The organism is Paenibacillus sp. 01T422, from assembly GCF_056398785.1.
Window position 1 is genome coordinate 1 of sequence record NZ_JBFTQB010000689.1, and the last position, 6,423, is coordinate 6,423.

The window sequence follows — 6,423 nt, forward strand, 5'->3', positions numbered from 1 at the left end:
GTATAGAAAAGCATCTAGATCTTCAAATTATTACTCATTGAAGATGAAAAAAACTTAGTTCGATTTATTCAATTGGAGCTGGAGCATGAATCGTTTGAAGTGCAGGCAGCTTATGATGGTTTCGCTTACGAAACGTGAGTTCGATCTATTAGTTATGTTCATGAAAAATCATCATCTCGTTTTAACACGTGATATGCTTTTGGATCAAGTATGGGGATATGATTCTTTAGTAGCTTCCATCTGGATATTCCGCAGAAAAGAAGGAGCAGTTTGGCTCACCTTAGCCGCGTGTATTGCTTTCTCAAGAGTATGGACAGGGGTTCACTATCCATCTGATGTTTTGGCAGGTGCATTGCTTGGAACAGCAGCCGCGGTTGCGGTACATCGATTATTTAGTAGGGTTCCCAAGGCAAAAAACATTCTGAACCGAGTGATTCAATGGTATGAAGTTGTGGAGTGCAAGATATGGAGAATAAAGATCTTAAGTAAATAATCAACAGATCTGAAATTTGTTGAGCTATAAAAATCCGTTCAAGTATGAACGGATTTTTATTTTCGAAAAATGAAGAGTTAAGAAAGTTTTAAGAATTGGTTCACAAGCGTTTCATTTTTATTGCCTATGATTTAGTTGTAAGCCCAAATACCAAAGGAGAGACTTTGAGCTACTCAAAGATCCCAAAGCGGAGAGACTTTGAGCTACACTCAAAGATTCCAAAGCGGAGAGACTTTGAGCTACACTCAAAGATCCCAAAGCGGAGAGACTTTGAGCTACACTCAAAGATCCCTATATTAGGAGGAAAACATGAAGAAGTGGATAATGTTAGGCAGCGCTGCTGGGATTAGCAGTATTGTTATGGTGACAACAGGCTTTAGCGCAATGGCGAGTACATCGGGGTATGATGCATATAAATCAGCGCTTAAAAACACCAAATTGGTTCAAAACGTTGCTGTACAAGCAGAAGCGGCTTTGCAAGATAACGGGGCTTTGCTTGCCAGTGCGAGCGGTAATTTTAAAGTAAGTCTAGATTCGAAAACAGCAAGCGGAAGCGCAGATGTATCAGTAGGCGGCACTCAGCAAGCACTTAACTTCTATAAGGAAGAGAACCAAACTGTACTTAAATCAGCTGCCAGTGATGTGTATTTCGTGAAACAAGAGAACGAGAAGAAACACAAAACCGAGAATAAGCTGAATGAAACGGAAATTCCTCAGCAAGTTGAAACGGTCATTGATGCATTAGTCGGGAACTTGAAAGACTTTGTTGCTATCGATACGAAAGCAGATGGCTCCAAAGAAATATCCATTCAACTGGACAATGCTCAGATTCCAACTGTAGTAAATGCATTAGCTCCAATTGCTATAAAAGAAGCTACAAAGGAAGACGATGGCGAGACGAATGATGATACTGTTCAGGCGAATGCGATGCCATTTCAAGACGATTTTTTGAAAAATGCTGCTCCGCAATTGACCCAAGACATTAAAATCGAACATGTATCGATTAAAGCGACAGTTAATGCAGATAATTATCTTTCACATCAAGAAGCAGATCTAACCGTTTCGGGCAAAGACGATGCCGGTACTGCACATCAAGTGACTCTTCACCTTCAAGCGAATCTGTCCGGATATAATAGTACAACACCTGAAACCATTGATCTTACTGGTAAAACGGTACAGACGTTGAAGCACGATCACCAAGGCAAACATGACGATAACGAATAACTAAAGATTTACACAAAGGTAAATGGTCATGCAGACAGGCCTCCCTATTGGAGCTTGTCTGCTGTTCATGGAATAGGAGGTACTCAATGAATATTATTTTAGAAACAACTAATATAAGTAAAGAATATGGCAATAAGCGCGGAATTCGGGACATTACGCTTCAACTGCATGCCGGTGATATATATGGTTTGCTCGGGCCAAACGGTGCTGGGAAAACGACATTTCTAAAATTAATTACGGGCTTAATTCGCCCGGATCGAGGAACCATTACGTTGTTTAATAATAGAATGCCCGAATACTTCGAAGCGGGTATGCAGCATGTTGGCACCATGATTGAGTCGGCTGATTTCCATGACTTTCTCACTGCGAATCAGTATTTAGAGCTGGTAGCTCGATTCTATCCCACTGTCGTATCAAAACGAATCGAAGAAGTATTGGAGCTTGTAGGCTTATTCAAAGTGCGCAAAGAGAAGATTAAAGGTTATTCCACAGGAATGAAGCAGAAATTAGCGCTTGCCGCGGCTATATTGCCTAAACCGAAGCTTGTTATCCTTGACGAACCGACGAATGGCCTGGATATTGAAGGGACAGTGATGTTTCGAAAGTTGATAAAGATGATGTCCGCTGAAATGGGAACATCATTTTTAATTTCGAGCCACATGATTCACGAGCTAGAACAGCTGTGTAATCGTGTAGGGATTGTTGTAGGGGGGCATTTGAGAAAAGAAGGATACGTCACTGAATTATTGCAAGAAAATCAATCGTTGGAGCAATTCTATATCGATGAGCTTCAGCTTCCAAAGGAGGACAATGCGAGTGCATAAATGGCGTGCTGCATACCTAAATGAGCTTTATTTAATGTTTTATCGGAAAAAGATTGTGATGTTTGCTATTTTTTCAGCTATTTTACCGATTTTACTAGCTATTTCGCTCCAAGCTTTACAGCCCTTTCTTGGACTTTTCGCGGTTAGCCAATCTTTTCCGATTGAAATGTTATCGATCTATACGAGCATTTGGATTCCGCTTTTGATATTAACAATTACGGCTGACTTATTTCCAGGTGAAGTAGGATCCAGAACGATGAAGCTTGCTTTGCTGCGACCGAATTCACGATTTCAAGTATATGGAATGAAAGCAGCGGCTCTTATCACATGTATTGCTGCAACTCTGATTTTACTCGGTATCGTAACCTCAATTTGCAATCTTTTTGCTGGAACAACATCAAGTCTAACGGAGATAATAGGGATGTTGAAAGTTTATGCTGCAGCATTTATTTCTATGGTAGCATTATCGGCTTTGTTTGTATTTGTTTCGCAGTTTTTTAAATCAGCTAGCGGATACATGGTTTTTGCACTCATACTTTTTGCTGCAGCCAAGATTGCGCCTTTCTTGTTGCATGCTTTCGCTGCATTTTCACCAACATCGTATACAGACTGGCATATGTTATGGTTAAGTCAGACCGTCTCCACTGGTAAATTATTGACGACTTCACTTTTCTTGCTTTCAAGTTGTATCTTGTTCATGGCACTAGGTTACTATAAATTTGATCGAAAAGAAGTATAAATAAATGGGGTCTGCACATGTCAATTCGTTTGAAATTATTGCTTTCCTACGCCGCAATGCTGATAATTCCACTCGTTATGATGATGATAACGGCTATGTTATTGATCTTGGTATTCCGTGGAGATTTCCAAGGGATTCGCGATCAACTAAGCTCTGGGGTTGGATTATTCGAGAATCAGAACCTAGAGCATACGTTCAAGGAAATGAAACGAACCTCAGAGAAAAATCCGACCATGCTTGCCGACCAAACTTATCTGGCGGACTTTGATCAAGAGCTTATTATATTAATTCTGACACATAGCTCACTAACATATTTTGTTTCTAAAAGCATCATTTCTCCACTAAGTAAATTAAAGAATGCAATGAAAAGGATCCAGTCCGGTGATCTAGATTTCCAAGTTCAGATAACAAGTACAGATGAGATCGGTCAGCTTAGTCTTGCTTTCGAACAAATGCGTAAACAATTGCAAGAATCCATTCAAACACAAGTTCAATATGAGGAAAACCGTAAAGAATTGATTTCTAACATTTCGCACGACATTCGGACCCCGCTTACAGCTATTAGAGGCTACATCGACGGACTAGATGATGGAATCGCCGATACCGCGGATAAAAAACAAAAATACATCAAAATCATTTCTTCCAAAGCAGAAGAGATGGATCATTTAATTGATGAGTTGTTTTTGTATTCTAAATTGGATTTGAAGAGGGTGCCCTACAACTTTGAAGTCGTTCATTTTTCCGATTTTTTAGTGGATTGGTCAGATGAGCTTGAGTTTGAACTTCAAAAAAAAGGCGTTCACTATAAGTCAGATATTACGATTGATCAACAGACACTAATTTCAATTGATAGGGATAAAATGCGACGTGTCTTTTCTAACATCGTAGACAATTGCTTGAAATATATGAATAAGAGTGAGAAGACCATCACATTGCACGCAAGAATAGAAGCGGCAAGTGTTATCATAGAAATTACAGATAACGGAGCAGGCGTGGACGCTGAGGCTCTCCCATATATTTTTGACCGTTTCTATCGCGCAGATCCATCTAGAAACAGCAATTATGGGGGAAGCGGTTTGGGGTTAGCGATTTCGAAACAAATGATTGAAGGGCATGGCGGAACAATTAGCGCAAGTAGCGTGAAAGGCGAATGGACCTGTATTACCATAAAATTACCGCAAAAGATGCATAAAGATGGTGAGAATAAATGAAACAAATACTTATTGTAGAAGACGAACAGCTCATTGCAGAACTTGAACGAGATTATCTGAGGTAAATGGATATAAGGTCGATATCGCATCGGACGGTGAACAAGGTCAGAAGCTGGGACTTAGTGGTGAGTATGATTTAATCATTCTTGATGTCATGCTTCCGTTATTAAATGGATTTGAAGTATGCAAGCAAATTCGTGAGAAATATCAGATTCCGATCTTGATGGTTACGGCGAAAAAAGAAGATATTGATGTTATTCGTGGATTGGGGCTAGGTATTGACGACTATATTACGAAGCCATTCAAGCCTGGAGAATTAGTAGCAAGAGTCAAGGCACATTTAGCACGTTACGAACGATTAATCGGTACAAAGGAAAATAAAGATGAAATTCGCATTCAAGGTCTCTTAATTGATAATAGTTCCCGTCGGGTATTTGTTTATGATCAAGAGATTAATATAACAACGAATGAATTTGATTTACTCTACTTTTTAGCTACGAATCCGAATCGCGTATTTAGTAAAGATCATCTCTTTGAACGCATCTGGGGAATTGATGCTATGGGAGATACCCAGACAGTTACAGTCCATATCCGTAAATTAAGAGAGAAAATTGAAGTCGATCCATCCAACTCGCAATACATTGAAACGGTATGGGGAGCAGGCTATCGTTTTCGGATATGAAGTATGTGATGAAAGGTGGTAGGTATGCGATGACTCCTAATACTCGTGTCTTAATACTCACGGCAAATTACGGGAATGGACATATTCAGGCTTCAAAAGCACTGCTGCAGCAATTCAATAGGCAAGGTGTGGAGAACGTGAAAATAGTTAACCTAATGAAAGAGGGTCATCCTTGGATTCATTCAATTACATCTACATTGGTTAGTAAGAGTACAAAAGTTTCGCGGCTAGGAATTGATTATTATGGCTGGAGTTATTATTTGACACGCGAAACCAAGGATACGGCTTTATTTCAGAAATCGATGACCTTTCTTGGTCAAAAGAAGTTGAGAGAGATTATCCGCCAAGAGCGCCCGGATGTAGTTGTCAACACTTTTCCATTTGGGGCTTCTCCAATCGTATGCAGTTCTATGGGGATTAAGAATTATACAGTACTTACAGATTATGCTTTGCATGCTAGTTGGCTTCACCCGAAAGTCGACCGATATTATGTGGCAACGGAAGATTTAAAGGAGCAAATCATAGGAAAAGGAATTAGCAAAGATCGTATAGAGGTTAGTGGAATTCCACTGAGACAAGAGTTTGTAAATGCAAGGAGTCGTGTTCGAAATCAGAAGAAAAAAACCATTCTTATCATGGCTACGGATAGCGGCGTTACTAGTTATATAGAGGAAATGATAAATACGCTGCTTATTTTAGACAACTGTAGAATGGTCGTTGTTTGTGGTCATAATGAGAAGTTAAAACATCGGCTGGAAATGGAGTTTGCTGCTAATAAAGGGATAACCATACTTGGGTTTGTTGATAATCTTCATGAGTGGATGTCACAAGCTAGTTGTATGGTAACGAAAGCGGGCGGATTAACCTTGACAGAGGCCATAGCTCTAGGAGTGCCTGTTTTCGTTTATAAGCCCAATGGTGGTCAAGAGAAAGAAAATGCCTTATATTTATCCCGCCGCGGAGTAGCAATAATTTCAAATAAAATGGAAGAATTTTTGGCAAGCATTCAGAATACCATTCATCATCCCAAAAAATACGAAGAAATAAGGGAACGCATGGAGGAATTACACCGAAGTCATGCCGCAGCTCATATTGTAGACGATATGATGCATAAATGGAGTGATCAATTCATGTTAGCGTCAATATAAATAGGGAGGAATGATCCAGATGAAAGAGAGTATTGATGATTTTTTAGAAGCCATACATGAGTTAGAAGAAAAAGTAGTTCGTCTAATCCATCAATCTAACTT

6 protein-coding genes and 2 pseudogenes are annotated in these 6,423 nt (G+C 39.6%); all 8 read left to right on the forward strand.

Features of this window, described 5'->3' with window-relative positions:
* Positions 1–18: 18 nt before the first annotated feature.
* Positions 19–120: pseudogene (locus tag AC1DUA_RS28975) on the forward strand (DNA-binding response regulator); the annotation flags it as partial.
* 40 nt (positions 121–160) lie between these two features.
* Positions 161–493: a phosphatase PAP2 family protein gene (locus AC1DUA_RS28980; protein WP_477503057.1), complete on the forward strand. Its 333-nt coding sequence runs from the start codon at positions 161–163 to the stop codon at positions 491–493.
* Between the two features lie 309 nt (positions 494–802).
* Positions 803–1,717, forward strand: coding sequence for a hypothetical protein (locus tag AC1DUA_RS28985; RefSeq protein ID WP_477503052.1), 915 nt, complete (start codon positions 803–805; stop codon positions 1,715–1,717).
* 86 nt (positions 1,718–1,803) lie between these two features.
* Complete coding sequence (locus AC1DUA_RS28990) at positions 1,804–2,541, forward strand: ABC transporter ATP-binding protein (RefSeq protein ID WP_477503053.1); 738 nt, start codon at positions 1,804–1,806, stop codon at positions 2,539–2,541.
* On the forward strand, positions 2,528–3,280 hold the full coding sequence (locus AC1DUA_RS28995) for an ABC transporter permease (protein WP_477503054.1): 753 nt from the start codon (positions 2,528–2,530) through the stop codon (positions 3,278–3,280). Before AC1DUA_RS28990 ends, AC1DUA_RS28995 begins: the two co-directional genes overlap by 14 nt.
* 17 nt (positions 3,281–3,297) lie before the next feature.
* Complete coding sequence (locus AC1DUA_RS29000) at positions 3,298–4,491, forward strand: sensor histidine kinase (RefSeq protein ID WP_477503055.1); 1,194 nt, start codon at positions 3,298–3,300, stop codon at positions 4,489–4,491.
* Positions 4,488–5,173, forward strand: a pseudogene (locus AC1DUA_RS29005) (response regulator transcription factor). The gene AC1DUA_RS29000 and the pseudogene AC1DUA_RS29005 overlap by 4 nt, the downstream one beginning before the upstream one ends.
* 29 nt (positions 5,174–5,202) lie before the next feature.
* The gene (locus AC1DUA_RS29010) at positions 5,203–6,321 is read left to right on the forward strand and encodes an MGDG synthase family glycosyltransferase (protein ID WP_477503056.1); all 1,119 of its coding nucleotides are present in this window, start codon (positions 5,203–5,205) and stop codon (positions 6,319–6,321) included.
* Positions 6,322–6,423 lie beyond the last annotated feature (102 nt).